This is a genomic window from Chryseobacterium sp. CFS2, from assembly GCF_036543225.1.
GTDB lineage: Bacteria > Bacteroidota > Bacteroidia > Flavobacteriales > Weeksellaceae > Chryseobacterium > Chryseobacterium culicis_A.
Genome location: NZ_JAZHQU010000012.1, coordinates 1 through 23,954, shown reverse-complemented (window position 1 = coordinate 23,954; position 23,954 = coordinate 1). Strand labels below are relative to the sequence as shown.

Here is a 23,954-nt window from a genome sequence, read left to right as displayed (position 1 = left end):
GCAGAAGAATCAGTTCTACTTTTCAGTACAACTTTTTTGTGATTCTCATGGTTAGTTTGTGTCTCTCCTGCAATCATCTTGTTTTCTCTTAGTGTTTTTACCCCTTATTCTTATTGCAAACTTACAACGGATACCACAAAAATACCATCCGTATTTTCCCGGTATTTCATATGGGGTTTTCCCGGTATGATGTATTTTTTTAATTTCTAACCAATTATTAGCGTATAATTAGTTGGTTAACAAAAGAATGTGTATATTTAAATCCCTTTAAAAGGAAATAAAAACAGAGGTGTCCGAAAATCTTAAAGAGTAGGAATTAATACTAAACAAAATAATTATGAAAAATTCAAAAAAACTTTCAAGAGAAGAAATGAAAAATGTACAAGGTGCTATTAGAGGATGTAATCCACAGATATTTTGTACCAGCCCACAAACAGAGTGTTGCCCGGGATGGGTTTGTGCTGGTATAAGACAATATTGTATAGCAGTATAATGATTTTTTACATAAAATTTAGATATAGCTACGAAAAGAGAGGGATTAATTTCTCTCTTTTTTTGTATCTTCTTGTTGAATTTAAAAACTAGCTTTAAAATCCTTAAATTTGTTTAAATTAAAATGGTATGAGTTTTTTTGAAGAAAAGAATCCTGAAATGGATAGATATTTGGAAGCACACGCTTCTTCAGAATCCGAAATTCTGAAAAAGCTGAGAAGAGAGACTTATCAGAAAACGACACAGCCTCATATGATTTCCGGGTATCAGCAGGGAAGATTACTGACTATTATTTCCCAGATGCTGCAGCCGAAAAGTATTTTGGAGATAGGAACATTCACGGGATATGCTACCTTATGTCTGGCATCAGGATTAGCAAAAGACGGAAAAATTACTACGCTGGACGTTAACGAAGACCTGGCCTATCTTCCCAGAAAATATTTCGAGTCTAGTGAATATGCCGGTCAGATTGATTTTAAACTTCAGGATGCCAAAGAATATTTAAAAGAAACAGATGAATTTTTTGATCTGATTTTTGTAGATGCCGATAAGGAAAACTACGCTGAATATTTCAGACTGATTAAACCCCATACAAAATCCGGAACCGTAATCCTTTTTGATAATGTGCTATGGTATGGGAAAGTTTTGGAGGAAAACCCAAAGCTGAAATCTACTCAGTCTATTCAGGAATTAAATGATTTAGCGGCAAAAGACGAAGATTTTGAAAATCTTATTTTACCTTTGCGTGATGGAGTTAATTTTCTTCGCAGAAAGTAATTAAAATATCCAAAGATTACGACATTTAAAGAAAGTACAGATGGTATTTTTAATCTTTAAATTATTCAATCTTTAAATTGAGAGTTAATGAATAAAGGAATTTGTATTGTTACAGTAGCACCCGTTCGTGCAGAAAATTCTGACAGAGCTGAAATTGTTACGGAAATATTGTTTGGTGAAAGTGCAGATATTTTGGAAGTAGATAAAAACTGGACCAAAATAAAAATGCATTATGATGGCTATGAAGGATGGATGGATACCAAACAGCTGAAACCAGTGACAGATGAAGAACTAGCCCATAGAAAAGTGACTGTTGTTACCGAAGATTTTTCTTCTGTACTCATGAACGATGGGAAAACTTTACTTTCTATGGGATCAGAAGTAGAGTTTCCGGTGGTCGCTTCCAGAAGAAGTCATGATGTGCGTGAAAGTATTGCATTGACGGCGAAAGAATTCCTTAATGTACCTTATCTGTGGGGAGGCAAAAGCTTTTTTGCAGTAGACTGCTCCGGATTTACCCAACTGGTGTATAAAATCCATAATATTAAAATACCGAGAGATGCATCACAGCAGGCTGAGGTGGGAGAACCGCTTACTTTCATAGAAGAAACACAGCCGGGAGATCTTGCTTTCTTTGAAAATGCAGAAGGAAAAATTATCCACGTAGGAATTATGCTGGAGAATCAAAAGATCATCCATGCTTCCGGGAAAGTAAGAATTGATACGCTGGATTCCACAGGGATTTTTAATAAAGAAATGAATAAGCATACTCATAAACTGAGAGTGCTGAAAAGTGTAATCTAATCCTAATTCAATCTCGTCTGAAATGGAAAATATTCTTTTTACAATTTTTGATATTTTTAATTTTGGATTAGTTGTTTTTCTGTGGTGGTTTACCCTGAAAAATTATAATACTTTGCCGGAGAGAATTCCTGTACATTTTGATATGGAAGGGAAAGCGGATGGATTCGGAGGACGGATCTATGCGTTTCTGATGCCTGTACTGACTTTAGGATTATATGCTGTGTTTACCCATGGCACAAGACATCCTGAAGACACTAATTTCCCTGTAGAAATTACAGCTCAGAATATGAATGCTCAGTTTTTAATTATGAAAATTGGATTGAGAATTCTTTTTTTGCTGCTGGCAGTTATTTTTATGAATATTCAGGACTATATGTTCAGATCTGCTGTGGATGAAAAAGCTAAGCCCAGAATTACATTTGCTACCATCTTTTTATCTGTTGTTTTATTTACTCCTGCATTACTTTTTATCGCCCATCTATTCAAATGATACATTCTAAAGATAATTCAGAACATTACACCTGGGGAAACCAATGTGACAGCTGGATCCTTAAAAATACACAAAGCTTGTCCGTAAAGCAGGAGAAGATGCCTGCAGGAACTTCAGAAAAATTGCACTTTCATAAAGTGGCAGAACAGTTTTTTTATATTCTGAAAGGAGAAGCGGCATTTTACATTAATGAAGAAAAATTCTTGATTGGTCAGGGAGAATCTATATCCATTGAAGCAGGATCAAAACATTTTATCTCCAATGAATCCACTGAAGAAATTGAGTTTTTAGTCATATCCAATCCTCCTACGGATCATGACAGAATTGAAATTAAAGAATAATAAAAATGGCTTTTCTCTACAATATATTTATCAGTTTCCTTACTTTCGGAATGAAGGTTTTTGCATTGATTAATGATAAAACTAAAAAAGGCGTTGAAGGAAGGAAAGAATCTTTAAGTAAAGTGAAAACTGCATTTTCAAAGACCGATCAAGTGATTTGGATGCATGCTGCAAGTCTGGGCGAATATGAACAGGGATTACCTGTGCTGGAGAAGCTTAAAGAAAATTTCCCCAATCACAAAGTTCTGGTGACTTTCTTTTCACCCTCAGGATATGAGAATGTCGTTAAAAAGAAACATATTGCAGATGTTATCTGTTATTTACCTTTCGATAAAAAAAGCACGGTAAGAGAATTTACAGGTCAGTTTAATACTGAACTATTTTTTACGGTTAAGTATGATTATTGGTACAATCTCCTTGCCGAACTGAAAAATCAAGGAGTGAAGGTTTATGTGATTTCCGCTCTGTTTTATGAACGACAATCTTTCTTTACCTCTTATGGGAAATGGTTTGTAAAACAGCTTCAGAAAAATGTAGACTGGTTTTTTCATCAGACTCAGTTTTCATTGGCTTTGGCGAAAAGTGTAGGGTTGATAAAGTCTTCTGTAACGGGAGATACAAGGTTTGACAGGGTGAAACAGCTTCGCGAAAGAGATAATCACGTAGATTTCATTGCAGACTTTAAAGGAGAGCGTAAAGTCGTTGTTTTTGGTAGTTCATGGCAGGCAGAAGAGAAAATCGCAGAAGTCGTTTCCCGGAAAAATAACACGGCGAAACTTATTATAGCACCTCACGATCTGAAAAGAGTAGAGCATTTGAAAAATATATTTCCGGATGCTTTACTGTACAGCGAAATACAACGCTCCCAACCTTCAATGTTCAATGCTCAGATTATGATTATAGACAGCATTGGTCTATTGTCAAAACTATACTCTTATGCAGATGTAGCGGTTGTAGGAGGAGGATTTCATGATGCCGGACTTCATAATATTCTGGAGGCCGCAACCTTTAACGTTCCTGTAATTTTTGGGAATCATTACAAAAAGAATCCGGAGGCTGATGATCTGATCTCTGCCAATGGTGGAAAGGCCTTTCCTGACGAATATACAGCTGCAGAATTCGTTTTATTTCTTATCAATGAAGAGAACAGAGAAGAACTTATCTCAATGTCTCAAAATGCCGGAAAATTTGTTGATGAGAAACCTGATTCTACCAAGATGATTCTTCAGAAAATTTTATCTTAAGAATCCCTGGCTTTTAATGTCTTTCATCATCTGATCAATGTTATCTGGAATCCTGTCGCATTCCAGCCAATTGAAGTCAAGACCATTGTTAATACAAAGTTTCTGAAGATAGTGATTTTCTAAAAGTTTATTCTGAGTATCACGGAGATATTCATCAATTTCCATCCAGTAATCTTCATCCAGTTTCTTTATCAGAATCAGAGATTTAAATACTTTATTGATGATATAAATATAAAGCTTGTAAACATTGTCGAATCTTTGTCTGCTGAGGTCACTGTTGTTTTCCAATACCTTATTGATGAGAAGAAGGTTCAAAGAGACTTCCCCGAATTTATCCGTAGTAATTTTTACATGTTCTGTAATTTCAGCACTTATTTTTCGAACGATCGTCAGAAAATATTTGGCATTTCCCACATATTTTGATGCTAAAAGAACCTGTTCTTCCACATGATCTTCCATGGAATTTCTCTTATCATCCGTAGTTTCCGGATCAATAAGTTCGAAGTAGAGTTTTTTAGATAATAATTTATCCTTTCTCAGGAGTCTGAAAATTAGTTTGTCCTTTTCGGGACCGGAAAAAGCACTCAGAGCGGCTTTGAACTCTTTTGAATATTCCATTAATTGAAAATTTTAGAATATTTCAGGAATCCGTTTAACGCCCAGTTAGCCGTATAATACAATGATTTTACTGTTGAGAATCCCATGAAATCTTTATAGACAAGATATTGATCTTTGATGATGTTTTTTTTATTTCTGGAAACACTGTTTTCACGCATTCTGTATTTGGCCATCGTCTTTTTTACCGGGTAGCCTTTAGGAATTACTTTCAACAAATTCAGCCACATGACATGGTCTTCACGCTTACTTTTTACCGGAAAGAAAAATTTTCCGACTCTTTTGGTATCATAAATGGTAGAAACCGGTGCCAGTCTGCAGGTTTTAAGTAAATTCGAAAAAGTAACAATTTTATCGGCTTTGAAATCTTTTAAAATCGGTTCCATTGTATATTCATCACATCTTGAGTAGTTACAATACGCCAGTTCTGCATTGTTTTGCTGAAGAAACGTAATCATGCTTTCCAGATATTCGGGATACCACAAATCATCGGAGTCGAGAAATGCAATATATCTTCCATTAGCTCTTTCAAGACTTTTATTTCGGGCATTTCCTGCTCCTCCATTTTGCTCCAATACCTGTAGTTTTATTCTGGGATCATTATATTTTCTAATGATCTCAACCGTATTATCTTTAGAAAGGTCATCAGTAATCAGCCATTCCCAGTTTTCGTAGGTTTGGTTAAGAACAGACTGTATGGTTTCCTCAATAAATTCTGCAGAATTATAACAGGGAGTGATAATGGAGACAAGATCTTTCATTTATGCTTTTTGAATTGTAAAATTATAAAAATCTTTTTTCATAAAGGTGCCACGAGCTTACCCCTACAGCAATAACTACCAACATGCATACCAGAGCCATTACAAACGGATTGTAATCCTCAAACAATCCTAAGGTCTGGAAAGTTCTGATAATTGGGAAGTGGAAAATGTAAATTCCATAGGTGAAATCACCATATTTTCCGAAATTATTTAAGAATTTGAATGAATAGGCAATATACATAACGATAACACCAATCATCATTGGGGAAAAAAGCTGAATTTTTAAGTATAAATCAATCCAAACGGTAGCAAGAGCGATGATGAAAATGAGATTTTTATGTTTGATAAATTGATCGAAATTAAAGTAAATCAGCATTCCTGGGATAAAATAGGATAATGTTCCGGGAAGCTGCTTGGCCAGTGAAATTTTATTTAATGACTCAAAATAATTTAAATAAACAAGGGACAAAAAGTATAAAATAACCAAACTTATATTTCTGTATTTATTCTTTTTTCCGAAAAGTAAAAACAACAAAGGGACAGCGAAATAGTAGCACATTTCTATTTTTAGTGTCCAAAGAGCGCCATTTACAGCTTGATTTCCAAAAACTCCGGGAAGCCAGGGTGCTTTGAAATTTAAAAATAATGAATTCCAGAAAAGGTATTTGTAAACCTGTGTATTGCTAAAATATTCAGTGAAAGAATAAGTACTTACCAAACTTAATAAAATAGCACATAAAAAAATAACCAATAAGTATGCGGGAACAATTCTTTTGATTCTCTTTTTTAAATAACTTTTCAGGCTTGAAGACCTTTCATAACTCCTTGCTATTAGAAATCCGCTGACTGCAAAGAAGCCGAAAACAGCAATTTCTATAGGGCTGTACTCAAAAATTTTAAGATCAGGAGAATTACTGAGGGTGCCAAGATGTCCGAGAAAGACAATAAAGGCAAGGAGAACGCGTATAAAATCAAAATTGTTTTTCGTAATATCCTGCATTTGTATTTTCTTTCTTGCAAAAATAACTTTTTTAATAAAATGAATGGTGCTCATGTATTCATTATTTGTTAAATAGAGGGGAAATGAGGTCTGGCTGTTTTAAAATATATATAAATAAACGTCAATGAAATAATTTTTCATAAAAAATAGTAATATAAATCAAAAAAATTATAATTTTAGCGCTTGAAAAAATTGATCTATGAAGAAATTAGCATTACTATTTGCAGGTTTGTCTTTGTTTGTTGCAGCTACTGGCTGTAGCGATAACAATGATACTGTTCTGGAAGCTCCTCTTGTTGGGACATGGCAACCGTTAAAAGAAGTAGTTACCACTGTAGAAGTTGGTGAAGACCCGGTTTCTAACACGATTACTTATACTGACTGTCAGAAACAGACAAGATGGTGGTTCAGCCCTGATTCCAAAGGTGGGAAAACAAACTGGGGAGATACTGCTACCCCTGGTCAGTGTGCTATTCTTTCAGATATAAAATTTAATTATACCTATAACAAGGAAGGAAAAGACGTTCAGATGAAAATTCAGGGAATAGTAGAGCCGCAAAATGCAAAAGTTATTACTTTGGATGCCAATACGCTCAATCTTGCAGTAAGAGAAGAGACTCAGGATCCTACTATATTCCAAACTAGAACTTATACATTTAAAAGAGTTCCTCAATAATAATATACTTCAGGACATAAAAATAGATCTCATCCCAGGATGGGATTTTTTTGTTGAGGGTAAATGGTAATTCATCATAAATTCAATTTCTATTTACTTTAAAATCATTAATTTTGTGAATCTTGTTAAAAAGAAAAATAATTCAGTCTAACATATAACATATATATAAAGTGTTTTACGATCATCAGCAGATAGAAAAAAAGTGGCAGAAATACTGGGAGGAAAATCAAACCTATAAAACCTCTAATAATACAGATAAACCCAAGTTTTATGTACTCGATATGTTTCCGTATCCATCCGGAGCGGGACTTCACGTAGGTCACCCGCTGGGATATATTGCCTCGGATATCTATGCGAGATATAAAAGACATCAGGGATTTAATGTTCTTCACCCGGTAGGATATGACAGTTTTGGACTTCCTGCTGAACAGTATGCTATCCAGACAGGACAGCATCCGGCTATTACTACAGAACAGAATATCAATAGATACGAAGAGCAGCTGAGAAAAATCGGTTTCTCATTCGACTGGAGCAGAGAAGTAAGAACTTCAGATGCTTCTTATTATAAATGGACGCAATGGATTTTTATCCAGTTGTATCACTCATGGTATAATAAAAATACAGACAAGGCAGAAGCTATTGATTCTTTGATTAAGCATTTTGAAGAAAAAGGAACAGAAGGATTACATGCTAATCAGAATGATGAATTAAATTTCACAGCAGAAGAATGGAAAATTGCTTCTGATCTTGATAAAGAAGATATCCTGTTAAACTATCGTCTTTCTTACAGAGCTGAAACCACTGTAAACTGGTGTCCTGCATTAGGAACAGTATTGGCCAATGATGAAGTGAAAGACGGTAAATCTGAAAGAGGAGGATTCCCTGTTTTCCAAAAGAAAATGATGCAGTGGAGCATGAGAATCTCTGCATACTCTGAAAGATTATTACAAGGATTAAGTACATTAGACTGGCCACAGCCATTGAAAGATTCTCAGGAATACTGGATTGGAAAATCTCAGGGAGCACAGGTTCAGTTTCAGGTAGAAGGTCATGACGAAATTGTTGAGGTGTTTACTACAAGACCTGATACCATCTTTGGAGCTACTTTCATGGTATTGGCTCCGGAAAATCCTTTGGTAGAAACCATTACTACGGATGCTCAAAAAGTAGAAGTAGATACTTATATTGAAGAAACTTCCAAAAAAACAGAGAGAGACAGAATGTCTGACGTGAAAAACGTGAGCGGTGCTTTCATAGGAAGTTATGCAATCAATCCGTTCAGCAACGAAAAAATGCCGATCTATATTTCAGACTATGTATTGATGGGATATGGAACAGGTGCTGTGATGGCAGTTCCGGCACATGACGAACGTGATCATAGATTTGCAAAGAAATTCAACCTTGAAATTAAAAAAGTTGTAGAAACTGAAGAAGACGTTCAGGAAAAATCTTTTGATTCCAAAGACTCCGTTTGTGTAAACTCTGATTTCTTAAACGGATTGAATTATAATGAGGCAAAGTCAAAAATAATTTCAGAGATCGAAACGAAAGGAATCGGTCATGGAACTACAAATTACAGACAGCGTGATGCTATTTTCTCAAGACAGCGTTATTGGGGAGAACCTGTTCCTATATATTATAAGGATGGAATGCCTTACACATTGCCGGCTTCTGCTTTACCATTGGAACTTCCTGAAGTTGAAAAATATTTACCTACAGAAGACGGAGATCCGCCATTAGGAAATGCAAAAGAATTTGCATGGGATGAAGCTAACCAGAAGGTAGTTGCTACAGAACTGGTGGATGATAAAACAATTTTCCCGTTAGAATTATCTACCATGCCAGGTTGGGCAGGAAGCTCATGGTATTTCCTGAGATATATGGATCCGCAAAATGACGGAGAATTCTGTGCAAAGAATCTTTCAGATTATTGGGGACAGGTAGACCTATATATAGGAGGAAGCGAACACGCAACCGGACATTTGTTATATTCCCGTTTCTGGAACATGTTCTTAAAAGACAGAGGATATATCAATCATGATGAGCCATTCCAGAAATTGATCAACCAGGGGATGATCTTAGGAATGAGTGCATTTGTATACAGAATTGACGGAACTAATCAATATGTATCTAAAAATTTAGCTAAAGATTACCAGACTCAGCAGATTCACGTAGACGTATCCTTATTAAAAGGTACCTCAGACGAATTGGATACTGAAGCTTTCAAAGCATGGAGACCGGATTATGCTAATGCAGAATTTATTCTTGAAGATGGAAAATACATCACAGACCGTGAAGTAGAAAAAATGTCCAAGTCAAAATATAACGTAGTAAATCCTGATGATATCTGTGAAGAATACGGAGCGGATGGGCTAAGATTATATGAAATGTTCTTAGGACCATTGGAGCAATCCAAGCCTTGGAATACACAAGGGCTAAGCGGAGTGTATGGTTTCCTTAAAAAATTCTGGAACCTGTATTTCAACGGCGAAGTATTTGAAGTTTCAGACGAAGAACCTTCAAAAGCAGAATACAAAGTTTTACATACCTTAATAAAGAAGGTCGTATATGATATTGAAAATTTCTCTTTCAATACCTCTGTATCTTCATTTATGATTGCGGTGAACGAGCTTCAGAAAATAAAATGCAACAAGCGCAATATTTTAGAACCACTAGCCGTTATCATTTCTCCGTATGCTCCTCACATCTGTGAAGAACTATGGAGTTTATTAGGACACGATACATCGATAGAATTTGAAAGATTCCCGGCATTAAATGAAGATTATCTGGTTGAAGACGAAATTGAGTATCCGGTAAGCGTAAATGGTAAAATGAAGTTCAAAATTTCACTTTCAGCTCAATTATCTGCTAAGGAAGTGGAAGATTTGGTGATTTCGAACGAGAAAATGCAACAGATTTTGGAGGGTAAAACCCCTAAAAAAATCATTGTAGTCCCTCACCGTATTGTGAATATCGTAATTTAAAAAAAAATTAACATTGGGAAATTAAAAAAAATGGGTGTCTTATTTTTTTGATTTTTTAATTCAAATGTTAAATTTGGAAAAAATAAATAAAATAATTTAAAATAATTACTATTTCGAAATCGTATTAAATTTTCTTTATCAAAAAAAAGCAAAATGTTTAATTAAGACTCTTGCATTTTAATTAATTTTGCCTTTAATTTACACCCTGTAAAATTTTAAAACAATATAATTTAGTTAAATATGGAAATGAATGTTTCAAAAAATGATGAGCAAGTAGTTGCTAGAAAGGCAGGAGGTTTAAATCCAGCTGTTATTATTCCTATTCTATTTGCTATAGGAATATGTATTTATTTATTCGTTCTTGGTAGCCCAGGAAACTTTAAAGATGCAGATAAACTAGGAAGTGGTTCTGTAGCTTTTTCAAGTGTTGAAGGAAAAGACATTCACCCAGAATCGTTCTTAGGTATTATCTACAAAGGAGGGGTTATCGTACCAATCTTGATTACTTTCATGATTACTGTAATCGTTTTCTCTTTTGAAAGATATTTCGTTCTTGGTAAAGCAGCTGGAAAAGGAAACTTAGACAACTTCGTTGTTCAAGTAAGAAGCTTACTAAACCAAAACAAAATTGACGAAGCTATCGAAGAGTGTGACAGACAACAAGGTTCTGTTGGTAACGTAGTAAAAGAAGGTCTTACTACTTACAAAGCACTTTCTCACGATACTACATTAAATAAAGAGCAGAAAATGGTAGCTCTTAACAAAGCTATCGAAGAAGCTACTACTCTTGAGATGCCAATGCTTGAGAAAAACATGATGATCCTTTCTACTTTAGGTACTGTTGCAACGCTAATCGCACTTCTTGGTACTGTAATCGGGATGATCAAAGCGTTCTTTGCATTAGGTTCAGGAGGTGGTACTCCAGATGCTGCTGCTCTATCTACAGGTATCTCTGAAGCCTTGATTAACACGGCATTAGGTATTGGTACTTCAGCAATCGCTATTATCCTTTATAACTTCTTTACATCTAAAATTGATGGATTAACTTACAAGATCGACGAGATCTCTATGAGTATCCAACAATCTTTTGCTGAATTCAACTAAGAATTAGCAGGATATTTGCATTAGCAATTAAAAGAAGTTTAATTAAAAATATTTTATAATAATGGCGAGAGTCAAACCTAAAAGACATGGAGTCGTAACGGACATGACCGCAATGTGTGACGTTGCGTTCCTACTTCTTACGTTCTTTATCTTGACCACTCAGTTTAAAAAACCTGACGTGGAGCAGATCAAACCGCCATCTTCAATTTCGGAAAAATTGCTTCCTGATGCTAGTTTAATGACTATCAACGCTACTCCGGATGGGAAATTCTATTTCCAGCCAGTAGACAATGCATCAGAAAGACTTGCTCTTTTGGATAAAATGGGACAAAAGTATGGTATTACTTTTGACAACAATCAAAAAGCAGCTTTCCAGAAAGTTCAGGCAATTGGAGTTCCAATGAACCAGCTTAAAGGGTACTTGGATATGCCTGCAGATGAGCAGAAAAATTATAAGAGTCCATCAGGTATTCCTATGGACAGTACAAATAAACAATTAATTGATTGGGTAAAAGAAAGTTTGAGCGTTAACCCTGACTACAAGTTAGCTATTAAAGGTGACGTTACAACTCAATACCCTAAAGTTAAAAGTCTATTTGAGGGTTTAAGAGATATTGATTTTCTTAAATTTTGGTTGATTACATCACAAGAAGGTAAACCATAATAATATCATTAGAAATGGCAGAAGTACAAGTACAAGAAAAAGGCGGAAAGGGCGGCAAGGTTCGCTCCAAGAAGCAAAATACCAGAGTCGATATGACTCCTATGGTGGACTTGGGTTTTCTATTGATTACCTTCTTTATGTTCACAACTACATTCAGTAAACCGAATGTGATGGATTTGGGTCTTCCGGCTAAACCGAAAGATGAAAAACAAAAACCACCTCCAACAGAAATTAAACTTTCTAACTCAATTTCTATTTTATTAGGAAAAAATAACAGAGTTTTTTGGCACCAACAGGATGCTACTTCCTTGAATGATCAGACTCTTATGGAAACTACTCTTGATAGAGAAGGAATTAGAAAAGTAATTCAGCAGGCAAAATCTAGAGCTGCAGATCAAACGAAATTTACCGTGATCATTAAGCCAACTGATGATGCTATATATAAGAACTTTGTTGATATTCTTGACGAAATGGCAATTACCAAAAGTGAGCAGTACGGTGTTACTGATGTGAAGCCTTGGGAAAAAGCTATTTATGATAAGAAAGTAGGAGGTGCTGCTGCACCAGCTGCTACAAAGTAATTTAACCATAAAATTGTATATCTAATCTATGGCAGATGAAAATGTATACGGTCAGAATCTTACTTTAGACGAGATCGTATTTGAAAATAGAAACAAGGAATATGGTGCCTATGATATTAGACATCAGTATCCGAGACTTTTAACAAAGTCTTTTATCATCGGAACAGCTTTATTCCTTTTGGCAGCTTTGTCTCCGTTCATCTATCTTACGATTAAAAATCTTACAGCTCCGCCTAAACAAGAAGTAAAGGCAGACCTTGTAGATATTATCGAAGAAGAACCAATTATCGAGCAGCCTAAAGACGAAGAACCACCACCACCTCCTCCTCCAAAAGAAGAAGAGAAAATCGAGGTGATTCAGAACGTAGTTCCTGAGCCTGTAAAAGCTCCGAAAATTGAAACTCCACCACCACCAATTTCTAAGCAGTTGGAAACTACAACTGGTTTGAACAATCAGGAGGGGGTAAAGGCTCCAGCTTATACGCCACCACCACCACCACCATCTACAGGTACTAAAGCTAGTACAGCAGAGGTAAAAGCAAATAACCCTAACGAGATCTATAAAGATGTTGACCAGTCTGCAGAATATCCTGGAGGTATGGGAGCATTAAGAAAATTCTTAGGGGATAACTTTGATACTTCTCTAATGGAAGGAGGTGAAGGAACGCTTAAAACTAAGCTTAAGTTCGTTGTAGAAAAAGACGGAACTGTTTCAAATGTTACTATTGAAGAGAAATCTCCAAATGGCGACTTCAACAGTGAAGCTATGCGTGTAGTTAAGAAACTTAAAAAATGGACTCCTGCGAAGAGAAACGGGGAGAGCGTTAGATCTTACTATAGCGTACCATTTACTATGAACTTTGAATAAGACTTATTTATTCAAAATATAAATAAAAAGAGAAGCATATGCTTCTCTTTTTATTTTTTTTGGTATTTTTGTTACATGATGTTCAATTGGTTATCCCTGGTTACGGGATTGTTTTATATCGTTTTAGGAATTGTAGTGATTGTCTACAAATTCTTCTTTACTAATTTAGAACCTGCTATTGCTTATCCATTGGGAGTAGTGCTTGTTATTTATGGTATTTTCAGAATTTACAGGGCGATCTCAAGAATTAAAAAATCGAGAAATGAAGAATAGTTTTAAGCTTGCAGTAGTTTTTGCTTTGAGCATAATGTTTGCAGGCTGCAAAAAGGAGAAAAACGCTCCTTCCTATCACAAAGGTGATCTTACAATTTTCACTGACGAATCTTTTCAAAGCGTTACAGAGGCATTAGCTGAAGGCTATATGATCAACTATCCGGACACCCACATCAAAGTAGTAACCAAGAAAGAAGATTTAGGACTTCTTGATCTTCTTAAAGGAAGTGCTAAAGCAGTGGTAATGTCCAGAAATCTTAACCCAGAAGAAATAAAAACATATGAGGAAAGAACAGACTTGAAGTTTCTTCCTTCCAAATTTGCTGCAGATGCAGTCGTATTTGTTGTTCCTAAAGATTCTCCGAAAGAAAGTATTTCTATGGAGGAAATCAACAGTGGGCTGATGTCTGATAAAAAAGAATTTATCTTCGACGGAACCAATTCAAGTAATTTGAATTTTGTTGCGGAAAAACTTAAAAAACAACCAAAAGACCTTAAATTTTCCATTATTCCGGGAAATCAACAGATTATCGAGGAATTAGGAAAATATCCGAACAAAATTGGCGTTGTTGGACTTAATACTTTTAGCCGTCCTTATGATAAAACTTCAGAAAGGTTGAGAGATATGGTGAAAGTTCTTCCTGTGGTTGAGAAAGGAAAATCATACACGGCAGATTTCGATGGACTTCGTACCATGGAATATCCGTTTACAAGAGTCCTTTATTTCCTTATTAACGAAGGCAATTTTAATATTGCTAATGGATTTATAAGGTTTTCATGTACCCATTTAGGCCAAAAGATTGTACAGAAAGAAGGTCTGCAGCCTTATAACATATATAAGAGAGAGGTACAAATGCGTTAAAAAAATTAAATTCACAATTTATCCCTAATAAAATATTGATTTGGTCTGAAAATTGTGTAGAATATAACTCAATTATTAGAAAATATAAAATGAAAGATATAATGAATATGAATGTAAAGAAGATTGCTTTTGGAGCAGCCGTGGTATTTTTTACCGGTTTTGCCTCTGCACAGACATTGCAGGATGGTATTAACAGTATAGACAGTGATAAATTTGCGCAGGCAAAAACAAATTTCACTGAAATGATCGCTAAAGAGCCTACAGCTGATAACTACTTCTATTTAGGAAATACTTTCTTAAGACAAGGAGAGCCAGATTATGCTAAAGCAACTGAAAATTTCAACAAAGGTTTAGCAGCTGACAATAAAAGCTATCTAAACAAAATTGGTTTAGCTGCTGTTAAATTAGGTAAAGGAGATAAAAATGCCATTGCTGAAATTCAAAAAGTAGTTACTGATTCAAGAGAAAAAGATGCTGAAGTTCTGTTCAGAGCAGCAGAAGCTTTAACTTTATTTGAGAAAAACAGTTCACCAGATCTAGCCATCCAGTTTTTGACTAAAGCGATTGAGAAAGCTCAGAAAAAAGGTGTTCCTGCACACTATTACTATACATTAGGAGATGCTTACAGATTAAAGAGAATGCCGGGAGAGGCTATGTCTGCTTATGATAAAGCATTACCTAGTGCTAAAAATAAAGCATCCGTTTATACAAGAATGGCAACTTTATGGATGGCAGCACAACAATGGCAGCAAGCTAAACAAAACATTGATAAAGCTATTGGGGTAGATGCTACTTATGCTCCTGCATATAAGGCATTGGCTGGTTATGATATCAGATACCAACAAAATGCAAAAGCAACACAGGATCTTATCAACTATACAAAATATGCTGACGAAGATCCATATACTCAATTAGAAATTGCTAAGTTATACTTCACGAATGAAGATTATGCAAACTCTAAAATGGTTTTGGATAAAATCTTTGATAAAATCGATGATCCTATTAAGTTCAAATTAAGAGCTTACCAGGCGTATGCAGATAAAAACTATACTGATGCCAAGCAGAATATGGATACTTTCGTTTCTCAGGCTGAAAAAACAAGAGTACAGCCTGCTGACCAAGGTTTACAAGGACTTATCGCTGCAGGTTTAGCAAAAGATGAAAAGGATGCTGCTAAAAAAACAGCTTTAATGACGGAAGCTCAGCAGAAAGTTGCTATTGCAAAGGCTGCTAAAGATGAGACCATGAAATGGGATCTTGAATTAGCTAACATCGCAGGTGGCGGTGGTGTATCTCAATCAGAAGTTGATAAAGGACCTACTAACCCTGCAATTGAAGCATTGAAAAAGCAGGTAGCGGCAAACAACCAGGATTCTGATGCTCTATTTAAATTAGCAACAGCTTACCAGGATATTAAAAACTGGAACGGAGCAATTCTTACATGGCAAAAAATGTCAGCTCTTCTTCCTGACTGGGCTCCTGCATATTACAGCCAGGGGTATTCTTACCAGCAAGCTGGAAACAATGATGCGGCAAAATTGGCTTATGAAAAATTCATCAGTACAGTAAAACCAGCTGATCAGGAGGCTAACAAGCAGACTCTTGCTTACGCTTACTTCGCGGTAGCTTATATGAGTAAAGATTCTGATGCGGCAAAAGCAAAAGATTATGTAGCTAAATCTTTACAGCTAGATCCTACTTATCAGGATGCTGTAAAATTAAATGCAGAAATCAATAAGTAATTTAAATTTTAAATTATAGATATTAAAACTTCCCATTCGTAATGTTTGGGAAGTTTTTATTTTAAATCCTATCTTTGAATCTATGAAAACTGATATACTTGCTTTTGGAGCCCATCCTGATGATGTAGAGCTGGGATGCGGAGGAACTATTGCTAAAATGGTTTCTGAAGGAAAAAAATGTGTGGTTGTAGATCTTACAAGAGGAGAACTGGGAACAAGAGGGACTGATGAAACCAGAAAGTCAGAAGCCGCTGATGCTGCCAAAATTTTAGGACTTTCCGCCAGAGAGAATCTGGGAATGAAAGATGGTTTCTTGGTAAATTCTGAAGAGTACCAAATGAGGATCGTAAAAATGATTCGCAAATACCGTCCGGAAATCGTGTTAGCCAACGCCATTGATGATAGACATCCAGACCATGCAAAAGGAGCGAAATTAGTGTCGGATGCGTGCTTTTTGTCCGGACTGAGAAAAATTGAAACGGTATTGGATGGAGAGAATCAGGAAGTATGGAGACCTAAACATGTTTTTCACTATATTCAATGGAAAGATATCAAACCGGAATTTGTAATTGACATTTCAGAACATCTTAATACAAAACTAGAAGCTTGCATGGCCTACAAAACTCAGTTTTATGACCCTACTTCTAAAGAACCTGAGACTCCGATTACCACAAAAGACTTTTATGAGAGCTTAACATACCGAGCACAGGATTTAGGCCGATTATCGGGAGTTACTTATGCTGAGGGCTTTACGTCTGAGAAATTAATTTCTTTGAAAAATTTTGATGGAATTGTTTGGTAGTTGAGGAAAATGTTCTATATTTGCACTCACAAAACGGTGATTGTAGCTCAGTTGGTTAGAGCGTCGGATTGTGGTTCCGAAGGTCGGGGGTTCGAGACCCCTCATTCACCCAAAGAAAGTACACTTTTTACAAGTGTACTTTTTTATTTTATGTCTGTTTCAAAAAATACAGACACTTCTTTTTCATCCCCTTTCCAAAATCTTTTCTCCGTCATACGTATATAATTCTTAAGCCAGTGTACAAAAATGGTTCTTATTAAGTTCTTTAAAATAAATTTAAAGATTAGTATTGAAACTTTTATATTTGTTTAATCAGAATCATGGGAAGAAATTCTCTTTGAAATGATATCAAATCAAAACTATTAATATGAAAAAACTCTTTATTATTGCTATTGGGCTCTTCTCCATGTTATCATACTCCCAATCAAATCCTCAATCTTATTATAAACGCTTGTTTGATACCAGAGGACTCGACCAGTGGAATGGTAATTCTACAAGTTCGGACCAGCTTGAATTTGCCTGGGGAGTTCCTGCTCATATGGAAGCATTGGTTCTTATGTATGAAAAAACACATGATCCAAAATATGCTAATACTTTGATCAAGTGTATTGGAAATACAATTGATAGAAGGGACGATCTGAGAGATCAGGTGCAGGGATTAAGTAAGATATATGATTACCGGGGATATTCAGGACCTACCTGGTCTACTAACCACTACAATGCAACAATGGATTCAGGCTTGCCTTATTCTCACTTGGTACATAGTGCTAATATTACATATCCTATGGCTAAGTTCGCGGCAATAGTCAAGAATGACACTACTATTCAAAATTTAGTATATAATTCAACGGGTCGTTATGCAGGTCAAAATTATATGACAATTGCTGCTGATCTTGTACAAAAAATAAAAGAAACACTTGATTATCATGGAGATCAATGGTACTTGGAGCCTGGTCCTAGCACCAGCGCTAGTATAGGTTACTATAAAGAACGGAATGATAATCCACCAGTAAATTATGCAGATGAAATCTTACCTTTTAACATGCAAAGTTCTGTTGGAAGAGTGCTGATACAGATGTACAGGGCAACGGATGAGAACGATTATCTTGTCCAGCTCAATCAAATCGCTAATTTTATAAAAGCAAATACCCAACTTAATTCCACTTTGGGATCAAATGTCTGGACCTATTGGAAACACGATGACTTACGTGAAGATATTTCCCACGCTGATTTGACAGCAGCGTTTCCTTATGAATGTAATAAGTATGGTATTTCAATCAATGGAAGCCTTATTTATACCACTGCAGATATAAATGCGTATACTAAAACGTTGACGAAAGATATTTATATCTCTCCTTTACATATAAAAAATGGGGTCAATTATAATGGTGAGAATTGGAATATCAAGTATAATATTAATACCTCTGATCCTACTTTAACTCCTCGATATGGAACTTATACGGCATATTTATGGTTGTATTTATCTCAATATGATGATAAAACATTATATCAGATAGTTTCTGATTTACAGGCTGCCAAGAATTATTATAGTAACATAACTGTATTTGATTCGTCTATCACCTGGGCACTTTTATCAAATTTTGAAAATTTAATTGTACCTGTCAATACAGATCACGAGTATGGTGAAGATTCTGACTGGAGAGGAGTTGCCAGCGGTAATTTTGATGGAGACAGCGATGATGAATTCGTTGTCTTAAGAAATTTTGATGGATTGATGCAGACTTTGGAGCCCCATGATAGAGCATTTCAACAAGTTACCAGCAGTAAGGTATTGGGTGCTTCATATAACTGGAAAGGATTAGCTGCCGGTGATTTTTTTGGAGATAATAAAAGTGAAATGATAGCTTTAAGTGATCATGCAGATGCCGACAAAAATGGTTTATATGTTTTAAAAGTTGAAAACGGTAATATTGTTGAGCATACAAAGTATACAGGCTGGGGAGCACAATCAGAATGGGTGGGCGTTACAGCCGGAAACTTTATCAGCGGCGGAAAGGATGATGTGATTACAGTAAGAAATTTTAATAAAGAAGTCAAGGTGTATAAATTTGTTGGCACAGATATGCAATCAGTGTATTTAAATACACTTAATCTGCCTGCGAATTCTAAAATCAAAGCAGTTGCGTCAGGTGATCTTGATAAAGATGGTAAAGATGAAATCGTACTGCTTGTTGATGCTGACGATAATAATTTAATACATAATGGTCTCCATGTTTACCGTGTCAATGATAGTGGTGTTCTCACAGAGATCACCGAATTTACAAACTGGGGTTCAGCTTCAGACTGGAAAGGTTTGGCTGTTGGAGACATTGATGCTGATGGTGCTGCTGAAATTATTGCTCACAGAAACTTTGATGGCGATTATAAATTATTTAAATTGAATGGAAATACTTTATTAGGTGTTACCTCTGAAAAGTTTCCGCTTCTGCAAACCCAAAATAATGTAATGTGTTTCGGAAATTTTGATTCAAGTACTAAGAATGAAGAATTGGTTACTCTCAGAAAAGATGGAGGCATTGTTATGTTTTCTGCTGCGCAAGTTACAAACAGTGTGAATAACATGAACAACAGAAGTGCAGATCCTTGTAGAGACGGATTGCCAGCCGAGTTATTCAGTTTCCTGAAATCAGAATCTGATAAGGACGAATTAAAAGAAATGATATCTGTAAGATAACGAGATGAGAGGATAAAATATAATATTAATAGAAACGGGCTTTAGCCCGTTTTTTTATATATAAATAACCAATGGCTTTAGCCAAACTCTATTATGATATGTGTTGTAACAATAAAATCCTGGATAGACTCCCTGATAGCAGCGCATAAAAAAAGCATCTTTTTCAGATGCTTGTGTTTTTAGATATTCTTTTTTTAAACTTCGTCGTCAGAATCAATTGTGAATGATTTGCTTTTGAAGTCTTTATCATGTTTTTCTGAAATTACATCCTCACCCTTTTCATTAATGATGAAATCTGTGGACTCATTAAACATCTCCTGGAAACTCTTAAAATCTTCCTTGTAAAGGTAAATTTTATGCTTCTCGAATGTAGCTTCCCCATTCTCTCCGAAATTCTTCTTACTCTCAGTGATTGTAAGATAATAATCTCCTGCTTTCGTCTCGCGCACATCAAAGAAATAAGTTCTTCTCCCTGCTTTTAACACCTTCGTGAAAATCTCATTTTCATGGCGTTCCTTGTATTCACTCATTGTTAGATATTTTTTAATCTTGTTAAGAACAAATATAAAAGAATTCTTTTAATCACAAAATTTTTTTTATGATTTATTTAACAATTGAGAACGAAATGGCTAAGCAGTTACAGAATTGGCAATTTCGGTAAGGTTGATAATTTGATGGGCTTTTTGAGCGCTAGACTCTCTGTGTGTGATAATTATGGAAGTAGCATTACTGATTTTTTTATCAATATTTTCCAGAATATTCTGCTCCGTTTCAGTGTCTAATGCAGACAAGGAATCATCAAAAATAATGATATTAGGATCCTTAATTAAGGCTCTTGCGATACAAATTCTTTGCTTTTGTCCCCCGGAAAGCATAACTCCCCGTTCACCTACAAGTGTTTTATATTCATCTTTAAACTCCACAATATTTTTGTGAACATCGGCAATATTTGCGTACTCTACCACTTTCTCATGAGAAGGATTATCAATCGCAAAACCAATATTATTTTCGATAGAATCAGAGAATAGATAGCTCTCCTGAGGAATATATCCGATAAAGTTTCTGTAGTTGTACAGATTATGATCTTTCAGATTTTTGCCATCAATCAGGATCTCTCCTTCACTAGGATCAATCAGTCTGCATAAAAGCAAGGCAATCGTTGATTTTCCGCTTCCGGTTTTACCCATAATAGCTAATGATTCTCCGGCTTTTACAGTAAAACTTAAATTATCCAGCGCTTTGATTCCTGTATTAGGATATATATAAGAGACGTTTCTGAATTCTATATCTCCTTTGATAGGATAATTTTCAAAATTGGTATTAACAATCTCAGACTTTTTATCCATAAATTCATTGATCCTCTGCATCGATGCTTCAGCTCTCTGATTGACGGAAGTTACCCATCCTACCATAGAGAAAGGGAAAATCAGGGTGTTGATATACATAAAGAAATCTGCAATCTTACCGATACTCAATTCCCCTGCAATATATTTGGATCCTCCAATCCAGATGACCGCTACGTTTAATAATCCGATGACAAAAAGAATAATAGTAAAGAAATACGCTTCTGTTTTGGCAAGATCTAATGCTTTATTTTGATAATCTGTGACTTTTACCCCGTAGTTTTTCTCAATGTATTTTTCTCTCGCGAAAAATTTCACCACCCGAATTCCGGAAAAGCTGTCCTGTACAAAAGTGGAAATCGCAGACTGGCTTTTCTGCATGATCTTCGACTTTTTGTTAATGATCGAACTTACTTTATAAATGGCATAAGATAAAATCGGAAGCGGAAGTAAAGTCCACATCGTCATAGAAGCATCTGTTTTTACCATGTAAATAGCTGTAATCAATACCAGGACGATCAAATTAGCTACATACATCACTCCGGGACCAAGGTACATTCTTACTGCCACAACATCTTCACTCAATCTGTTCATCAGATCTCCGATGGTGGTCTGCTTATAATCCGTTAAAGATAAATCCTGATAATGTCTGTAGATCTTATTTTTAAGCTCGTATTCTATTCTTCTGGAAGCTACAATAATGGTCTGCCTCATCATGAAAGTGAAGAATCCGGTCAGAAGTGAACAGCCTACAATAATTCCAACATAGATCAAAACCTGATTGTTAAAGCCAAGGTTTCCGTTTTTTGTAAGCTCATCCACAGATTTTCCTACAAACTGTACTTTATATATATTGAAGAAATTACTGGCAATAATAAATAGTACTCCCCAAAACAACAGTATTTTGTGTTTCCAAAAATAGGGGTTTAAGGTTTTAAGCGCTTTCATATAGTTGTACAAAATTACAAAAATGTCATCACACTACGAATTTCATCAATTTTAAATTTTGTATCTTTGCCCCCATAAAAAAGCTCTTTGAATGTTAGGAAGACGACAAATCCGTGAAAAAGTAGTACAGACAGTGTATTCATACTACCAAAATCCTGTAAAGTTTGATGTTTTAGAGAAAAACATGTTTGCTGGTATAGAGAAAATCTATTATCTATACATTTACCAGCTCAATTTTTTGGTGGCTCTTAAAGAATTGGCAGAACACCAGATCGAAATTGGGAAGAACAAATATCTTAAAACTGATTCTGACATTAATCCTAACCAAAAATTCATCAACAACCAGGTATTGCTTAAACTGGAAGAAAATCCTGAAAGATTGTTTTTTACAGGTCAGCATAAGCAGTTGAAATGGGATATGCATGATGATCTATTGGTAAAAACTTTCCAAAGAATTACTGCTGGAAAGCGTTATCAGGATTTCATGAAAGAAGATGGATACTCTTTTGAAGAAGATCAGAAGTTTATCGGAAAATTATTTTTAAGATATATTGCTGAAAATGAAGATTTTCATGATTATCTTGGAGATAAAGAACTTTCATGGTATGATGATATTCACATTGCCAACTCCATGGTACAAAAAACGATCGGTTTCCTGAGAGAAGATGAAGAAAGCAGAACTTTGATCAAAATGATTAAAGATGAAGAAGATAAAACATTCGCTGCAAAATTGTTGAGAGATACTCTGAACAACTGGGAAAACAACGAAAAGAAGCTGGAAGAAAGATTGGAAAACTGGGATCTGGAAAGAGTTTCTTTAATGGATAAAGTAATTTTGTCTACAGCCATTGCAGAGCTTGATAACTTTGCTTTTACCCCTTCAAGAGTGATCATTAATGAATATATTGAAATTGCAAAAGTATTTGCTACAGACCGTTCCAATATCTTCATCAATGGTATTTTAGATAAATATTGTAAAGATCAAAATAGAATATAAAATGAAAAAGACGTTATCAATTATCGCCTTGTCTATTATAGGCTTTGGGTTAATTTCATGTAAAAAGGAAAACAAAGAAACTCAAAGCACTGAAACTGCAACTACTGATTCTGCAGCTGTTGCGGCTCCGGTAACCACTGATTCTGCGGCAGCGCCTGTATCGGGTGAAGCAGCTGCTCCGGTTTCTAATGAACCATCTACTTCTGTAGCTTTATCTGAAAACAGCTTCGATTTTGGAAAAATCAAAAAAGGAGATAAAGTAGAGCACGTATATGAAATTACCAACACAGGGAAAAACCCATTGATCATTTCTGAAGTGAAGCCAGGATGCGGATGTACAGCGCCAGACTTTACAAAAGAACCGATTATGCCGGGTAAAAAAGGAAAAGTTACTTTGCATTTCGATTCTTCAAGCTTTGACGGAAACGTTCAGAAGTATGCAGATGTTTTTGCAAACGTAGAAAAAGCTCCAATCAGATTAACTTTCACAGCAAACATTCAACCATAATATTTACAATATGTTGACACTATTTTTACAGGCAGCAGGTGGATCATCACCAATGATGCTGATCATGATGGGGGTGATGTTTGTAGGATTTTATTTCCTGATGATCAGACCTCAGATGAGAAAACAGAAGCAGGAGAAAAACTTTCAGGAAAACCTTAAAGTAGGAACAAGAGTAGTTCTTACATCAGGTCTTCACGGAAGAATTGCTCAGGTTCAGGATGACGGTTTTGTTATCGAAACATTATCCGGAAAACTGAAATTCGAAAAAGCAGCAGTTTCAAGAGAAATGACAGAAGCTCGTTTTGGAGATAAAGCAAAAACTGTTGAGAAGGCAGAAGACAAAAAAGAAACAGCAACTGAAGAAAAAAAATAATTCAGTCTGA

25 protein-coding genes and 1 tRNA gene are annotated in these 23,954 nt (G+C 35.4%); 21 read left to right on the top strand and 5 right to left on the bottom strand.

Going from position 1 to position 23,954, the window contains the following annotated elements:
- Positions 1-337 precede the first annotated feature (337 nt).
- From ODR02_RS23615 to ODR02_RS21680, 6 genes are all read left to right on the top strand, one after another.
- Positions 338-493 (top strand): CCPGW family putative bacteriocin, encoded by a 156-nt coding sequence (locus ODR02_RS23615; protein ID WP_408916104.1) that lies wholly within the window; start codon positions 338-340, stop codon positions 491-493.
- A gap of 128 nt (positions 494-621) precedes the next feature.
- Entirely contained in the window at positions 622-1,269 is a 648-nt protein-coding gene (locus ODR02_RS21700) for an O-methyltransferase (protein WP_105681695.1), read from the top strand.
- Between the two features lie 87 nt (positions 1,270-1,356).
- The gene (locus ODR02_RS21695) at positions 1,357-2,073 is read left to right on the top strand and encodes a C40 family peptidase (RefSeq protein WP_209786881.1); all 717 of its coding nucleotides are present in this window, start codon (positions 1,357-1,359) and stop codon (positions 2,071-2,073) included.
- A 22-nt stretch (positions 2,074-2,095) separates the two neighbouring features.
- Positions 2,096-2,563, top strand: a complete 468-nt coding sequence (locus ODR02_RS21690) for a DUF1648 domain-containing protein (protein WP_209786882.1) — start codon at positions 2,096-2,098, stop codon at positions 2,561-2,563.
- Positions 2,560-2,904 carry a cupin domain-containing protein gene (locus ODR02_RS21685; protein ID WP_209786883.1) on the top strand — a complete coding sequence of 115 codons (345 nt, stop codon included), beginning with the start codon at positions 2,560-2,562 and terminating at the stop codon, positions 2,902-2,904. Before ODR02_RS21690 ends, ODR02_RS21685 begins: the two co-directional genes overlap by 4 nt.
- 5 nt (positions 2,905-2,909) lie before the next feature.
- Positions 2,910-4,148, top strand: a complete 1,239-nt coding sequence (locus ODR02_RS21680) for a 3-deoxy-D-manno-octulosonic acid transferase (RefSeq protein WP_209786884.1) — start codon at positions 2,910-2,912, stop codon at positions 4,146-4,148.
- On the opposite strand, the gene ODR02_RS21675 is transcribed toward ODR02_RS21680, so the two are convergent.
- The 3 genes from ODR02_RS21675 to ODR02_RS21665 are packed head-to-tail and all read right to left on the bottom strand — an operon-like array spanning position 4,140 to position 6,578.
- Positions 4,140-4,766, bottom strand: coding sequence for a deoxyuridine 5'-triphosphate nucleotidohydrolase (locus ODR02_RS21675; protein WP_105681691.1), 627 nt, complete (start codon positions 4,764-4,766; stop codon positions 4,140-4,142). The two genes, ODR02_RS21680 and ODR02_RS21675, sit on opposite strands and share 9 nt — an antisense overlap.
- Positions 4,766-5,524 (bottom strand): glycosyltransferase family 2 protein, encoded by a 759-nt coding sequence (locus ODR02_RS21670; RefSeq protein ID WP_309513532.1) that lies wholly within the window; start codon positions 5,522-5,524, stop codon positions 4,766-4,768. The genes ODR02_RS21675 and ODR02_RS21670 overlap by 1 nt, the downstream gene beginning before the upstream one ends.
- A gap of 22 nt (positions 5,525-5,546) precedes the next feature.
- Positions 5,547-6,578: an acyltransferase family protein gene (locus tag ODR02_RS21665; protein ID WP_309513531.1), complete on the bottom strand. Its 1,032-nt coding sequence runs from the start codon at positions 6,576-6,578 to the stop codon at positions 5,547-5,549.
- Positions 6,579-6,723: 145 nt separating this feature from the next.
- Here ODR02_RS21665 and ODR02_RS21660 point away from each other — a divergent pair, with 145 nt between their 5' ends.
- The 12 genes from ODR02_RS21660 to ODR02_RS21605 all read left to right on the top strand — a co-directional run bounded on the left by ODR02_RS21660 (position 6,724) and on the right by ODR02_RS21605 (position 19,775).
- The gene (locus ODR02_RS21660; protein ID WP_209786887.1) at positions 6,724-7,200 is read left to right on the top strand and encodes a lipocalin family protein; all 477 of its coding nucleotides are present in this window, start codon (positions 6,724-6,726) and stop codon (positions 7,198-7,200) included.
- Positions 7,201-7,370: 170 nt separating this feature from the next.
- Positions 7,371-10,184, top strand: a complete 2,814-nt coding sequence (gene leuS, locus ODR02_RS21655; protein WP_309513530.1) for a leucine--tRNA ligase — start codon at positions 7,371-7,373, stop codon at positions 10,182-10,184.
- A 240-nt stretch (positions 10,185-10,424) separates the two neighbouring features.
- Positions 10,425-11,288 carry a MotA/TolQ/ExbB proton channel family protein gene (locus tag ODR02_RS21650; RefSeq protein ID WP_209786889.1) on the top strand — a complete coding sequence of 288 codons (864 nt, stop codon included), beginning with the start codon at positions 10,425-10,427 and terminating at the stop codon, positions 11,286-11,288.
- Positions 11,289-11,349: 61 nt separating this feature from the next.
- Complete coding sequence (locus ODR02_RS21645) at positions 11,350-11,952, top strand: ExbD/TolR family protein (RefSeq protein ID WP_209786890.1); 603 nt, start codon at positions 11,350-11,352, stop codon at positions 11,950-11,952.
- A 14-nt stretch (positions 11,953-11,966) separates the two neighbouring features.
- A complete protein-coding gene (locus ODR02_RS21640; RefSeq protein ID WP_209786891.1) occupies positions 11,967-12,533 on the top strand; it encodes an ExbD/TolR family protein in 567 nt (188 codons plus the stop codon).
- A 28-nt stretch (positions 12,534-12,561) separates the two neighbouring features.
- Complete coding sequence (locus ODR02_RS21635; RefSeq protein WP_105681685.1) at positions 12,562-13,401, top strand: energy transducer TonB; 840 nt, start codon at positions 12,562-12,564, stop codon at positions 13,399-13,401.
- Between the two features lie 75 nt (positions 13,402-13,476).
- A complete protein-coding gene (locus tag ODR02_RS21630) occupies positions 13,477-13,674 on the top strand; it encodes a DUF308 domain-containing protein (protein ID WP_209786892.1) in 198 nt (65 codons plus the stop codon).
- Positions 13,664-14,536: a PstS family phosphate ABC transporter substrate-binding protein gene (locus ODR02_RS21625; protein ID WP_309513529.1), complete on the top strand. Its 873-nt coding sequence runs from the start codon at positions 13,664-13,666 to the stop codon at positions 14,534-14,536. The genes ODR02_RS21630 and ODR02_RS21625 overlap by 11 nt, the downstream gene beginning before the upstream one ends.
- Positions 14,537-14,625: 89 nt before the next feature.
- A complete protein-coding gene (locus tag ODR02_RS21620; protein WP_309513528.1) occupies positions 14,626-16,278 on the top strand; it encodes a tetratricopeptide repeat protein in 1,653 nt (550 codons plus the stop codon).
- Positions 16,279-16,360: 82 nt separating this feature from the next.
- Complete coding sequence (bshB1, locus tag ODR02_RS21615) at positions 16,361-17,080, top strand: bacillithiol biosynthesis deacetylase BshB1 (protein WP_209786895.1); 720 nt, start codon at positions 16,361-16,363, stop codon at positions 17,078-17,080.
- 35 nt (positions 17,081-17,115) lie between these two features.
- A tRNA-His gene (locus tag ODR02_RS21610) sits at positions 17,116-17,191 on the top strand.
- Between the two features lie 340 nt (positions 17,192-17,531).
- A complete protein-coding gene (locus ODR02_RS21605) occupies positions 17,532-19,775 on the top strand; it encodes an FG-GAP repeat domain-containing protein (RefSeq protein ID WP_309513527.1) in 2,244 nt (747 codons plus the stop codon).
- A 194-nt stretch (positions 19,776-19,969) separates the two neighbouring features.
- Here the strand turns inward: ODR02_RS21605 and ODR02_RS21600 are convergent, their stop codons facing one another.
- Positions 19,970-20,305: a DUF3276 family protein gene (locus ODR02_RS21600; protein ID WP_034701927.1), complete on the bottom strand. Its 336-nt coding sequence runs from the start codon at positions 20,303-20,305 to the stop codon at positions 19,970-19,972.
- A gap of 99 nt (positions 20,306-20,404) precedes the next feature.
- The gene (locus ODR02_RS21595) at positions 20,405-22,066 is read right to left on the bottom strand and encodes an ABC transporter ATP-binding protein (protein ID WP_209786897.1); all 1,662 of its coding nucleotides are present in this window, start codon (positions 22,064-22,066) and stop codon (positions 20,405-20,407) included.
- A gap of 91 nt (positions 22,067-22,157) precedes the next feature.
- Here ODR02_RS21595 and ODR02_RS21590 point away from each other — a divergent pair, with 91 nt between their 5' ends.
- The 3 genes from ODR02_RS21590 to yajC are packed head-to-tail and all read left to right on the top strand — an operon-like array spanning position 22,158 to position 23,944.
- Positions 22,158-23,063: a transcription antitermination protein NusB gene (locus ODR02_RS21590; protein WP_209786898.1), complete on the top strand. Its 906-nt coding sequence runs from the start codon at positions 22,158-22,160 to the stop codon at positions 23,061-23,063.
- A 1-nt stretch (position 23,064) separates the two neighbouring features.
- Positions 23,065-23,571 carry a DUF1573 domain-containing protein gene (locus tag ODR02_RS21585; protein WP_209786899.1) on the top strand — a complete coding sequence of 169 codons (507 nt, stop codon included), beginning with the start codon at positions 23,065-23,067 and terminating at the stop codon, positions 23,569-23,571.
- Between the two features lie 10 nt (positions 23,572-23,581).
- Positions 23,582-23,944 carry a preprotein translocase subunit YajC gene (yajC, locus tag ODR02_RS21580; protein ID WP_309513526.1) on the top strand — a complete coding sequence of 121 codons (363 nt, stop codon included), beginning with the start codon at positions 23,582-23,584 and terminating at the stop codon, positions 23,942-23,944.
- Positions 23,945-23,954 lie beyond the last annotated feature (10 nt).

What these genes read in the sequence shown, in the direction of transcription:
- ODR02_RS21695 (WP_209786881.1), top strand. Translation starts at nt 1,357, where the DNA reads ATGAATAAAGGAATTTGTATTGTTACAGTAGCACCCGTTCGTGCAGAA.
- ODR02_RS21625 (WP_309513529.1), top strand. Translation starts at nt 13,664, where the DNA reads ATGAAGAATAGTTTTAAGCTTGCAGTAGTTTTTGCTTTGAGCATAATG.
- ODR02_RS21585 (WP_209786899.1), top strand. Translation starts at nt 23,065, where the DNA reads ATGAAAAAGACGTTATCAATTATCGCCTTGTCTATTATAGGCTTTGGG.
- ODR02_RS21690 (WP_209786882.1), top strand. Translation starts at nt 2,096, where the DNA reads ATGGAAAATATTCTTTTTACAATTTTTGATATTTTTAATTTTGGATTA.
- bshB1 (WP_209786895.1), top strand. Translation starts at nt 16,361, where the DNA reads ATGAAAACTGATATACTTGCTTTTGGAGCCCATCCTGATGATGTAGAG.
- ODR02_RS21630 (WP_209786892.1), top strand. Translation starts at nt 13,477, where the DNA reads ATGATGTTCAATTGGTTATCCCTGGTTACGGGATTGTTTTATATCGTT.
- ODR02_RS21700 (WP_105681695.1), top strand. Translation starts at nt 622, where the DNA reads ATGAGTTTTTTTGAAGAAAAGAATCCTGAAATGGATAGATATTTGGAA.
- ODR02_RS21650 (WP_209786889.1), top strand. Translation starts at nt 10,425, where the DNA reads ATGGAAATGAATGTTTCAAAAAATGATGAGCAAGTAGTTGCTAGAAAG.
- ODR02_RS21640 (WP_209786891.1), top strand. Translation starts at nt 11,967, where the DNA reads ATGGCAGAAGTACAAGTACAAGAAAAAGGCGGAAAGGGCGGCAAGGTT.
- ODR02_RS21665 (WP_309513531.1), bottom strand. Translation starts at nt 6,578, where the DNA reads ATGAGCACCATTCATTTTATTAAAAAAGTTATTTTTGCAAGAAAGAAA.
- ODR02_RS23615 (WP_408916104.1), top strand. Translation starts at nt 338, where the DNA reads ATGAAAAATTCAAAAAAACTTTCAAGAGAAGAAATGAAAAATGTACAA.
- ODR02_RS21670 (WP_309513532.1), bottom strand. Translation starts at nt 5,524, where the DNA reads ATGAAAGATCTTGTCTCCATTATCACTCCCTGTTATAATTCTGCAGAA.
- ODR02_RS21620 (WP_309513528.1), top strand. Translation starts at nt 14,626, where the DNA reads ATGAAAGATATAATGAATATGAATGTAAAGAAGATTGCTTTTGGAGCA.
- yajC (WP_309513526.1), top strand. Translation starts at nt 23,582, where the DNA reads ATGTTGACACTATTTTTACAGGCAGCAGGTGGATCATCACCAATGATG.
- ODR02_RS21675 (WP_105681691.1), bottom strand. Translation starts at nt 4,766, where the DNA reads ATGGAATATTCAAAAGAGTTCAAAGCCGCTCTGAGTGCTTTTTCCGGT.
- ODR02_RS21635 (WP_105681685.1), top strand. Translation starts at nt 12,562, where the DNA reads ATGGCAGATGAAAATGTATACGGTCAGAATCTTACTTTAGACGAGATC.
- ODR02_RS21645 (WP_209786890.1), top strand. Translation starts at nt 11,350, where the DNA reads ATGGCGAGAGTCAAACCTAAAAGACATGGAGTCGTAACGGACATGACC.
- ODR02_RS21600 (WP_034701927.1), bottom strand. Translation starts at nt 20,305, where the DNA reads ATGAGTGAATACAAGGAACGCCATGAAAATGAGATTTTCACGAAGGTG.
- ODR02_RS21680 (WP_209786884.1), top strand. Translation starts at nt 2,910, where the DNA reads ATGGCTTTTCTCTACAATATATTTATCAGTTTCCTTACTTTCGGAATG.
- ODR02_RS21590 (WP_209786898.1), top strand. Translation starts at nt 22,158, where the DNA reads ATGTTAGGAAGACGACAAATCCGTGAAAAAGTAGTACAGACAGTGTAT.
- ODR02_RS21685 (WP_209786883.1), top strand. Translation starts at nt 2,560, where the DNA reads ATGATACATTCTAAAGATAATTCAGAACATTACACCTGGGGAAACCAA.
- ODR02_RS21660 (WP_209786887.1), top strand. Translation starts at nt 6,724, where the DNA reads ATGAAGAAATTAGCATTACTATTTGCAGGTTTGTCTTTGTTTGTTGCA.
- ODR02_RS21595 (WP_209786897.1), bottom strand. Translation starts at nt 22,066, where the DNA reads ATGAAAGCGCTTAAAACCTTAAACCCCTATTTTTGGAAACACAAAATA.